Origin of the sequence: Pseudomonas sp. CM27, assembly GCF_013179515.1 — a bacterium.
GTDB lineage: Bacteria > Pseudomonadota > Gammaproteobacteria > Pseudomonadales > Pseudomonadaceae > Aquipseudomonas.
This window is the reverse complement of sequence record NZ_JABMCN010000364.1, coordinates 1-1,203: the sequence shown is the minus strand read 5'-3', so window position 1 is coordinate 1,203 and position 1,203 is coordinate 1. Positions and strand designations below refer to the sequence as shown.

2 pseudogenes are annotated in these 1,203 nt (G+C 65.7%); both read left to right on the top strand.

The features are described from left to right. A pseudogene (locus HP547_RS27670) lies at positions 1-576 on the top strand (hypothetical protein); the annotation flags it as partial. Continuing rightward, a pseudogene (locus HP547_RS27665) lies at positions 573-1,203 on the top strand (serine/threonine protein kinase); the annotation flags it as partial. The pseudogenes HP547_RS27670 and HP547_RS27665, both read left to right, overlap by 4 nt.

The following is a 1,203-nucleotide window of genomic DNA, read 5'->3' as shown; positions in this document are numbered from 1 at the left end:
GAGCCGGAGCCTGCCCCGGCAGTGGTTGCGGAGCCCGCGCCCGAGCCGGCACCGGTAACGCCGCCGCCCACGCCTGCCAAAAAGGCCAACACCTGGCTGCTGCCACTGCTGATTCTGATCCTGCTGGCGCTTGCCGCTGGAGGCGGCTGGTGGTGGTTCAACCGCAGCCCAGCCGCAGCACCTGCACCTGAGCCGACGGCAGACCAGCCAGCGCCACAGCCCGACGCAGGCAAACCCTGCTCGCTGGAAAGCATGCAAGGCCAGACTTCCCTGGCGTTCCTGCAGACGTGCATCCAGAGCCAACCGGACAGTGCGGCACTGCTGGCAGTGATCAACCAGGCCAAGGCCAACGACCACTGCGACGTCGCCCAGCGCCTGTATGCCAACCGCGCCAACGCCGGTGACATCCAGATCGCCACGGCCTACGCCCACGAATACGACCCCAAGTACCACCAGCCAAGCAACTGCTTCAAGGCACCGGAAAGCGCCACCGCAGCGTCCTGGTACGAGACCATTCTCAGCTTCGATGAAAACAACGCCGAAGCCAAACAGCGCTACGAGGAGCTCAAGCCATGAAGATGCGTAGCGTTGGCGCCGCATTGCTGGCCTTGTCCCTCAGCCCTGCCCTGCAGGCCGCCGACAAGCCCTTGTTGCAGGACGGCAAGAAAACCCTGTTCCAGCGCGTGTTGACTACCCCTGGGTGCAAGCTGAGCGATGCCGCTGGCGCCGCCTCTGGCGCCGCGCAACCTACCTTCAGCCGCTTCTACGTGTACGAGCGTGCCCAGGCCGACGCCCATGAATGGCTGCGGGTCGGGCCCGACACCCAGGGCAAGAGCATCGGCTGGCTGCCTGCCGACTGCACCGTCGACTGGAAAATGCAGCTGACCCTGGCCTTCACCAACCCGGCCAACCGCGACCGGCTGATGTTCTTCAAGGAGCGCAACCAGCTCGAAGGCATCCTCAATGCCCCCGACCCGGTCAGCCACGTGGCACCGCTGCGCGCCAAGCTCAAGCATGGCGCCGAGGCAGCCGGGGTGCTGGCCGAAGAGCCCGAGTACTTCGTCGACCTGCAGAAGAACTTCTACCTGCTGCCAGTGCTCAGCGGCGAAGAGGTGATGACCGAAGAAGGCTTCCGCACCCGCATCCTCAACGTGGCCTCGGTCAGCAAAGCCGACAGCGCCGCAGCGGCAACCCCAGCGCCGA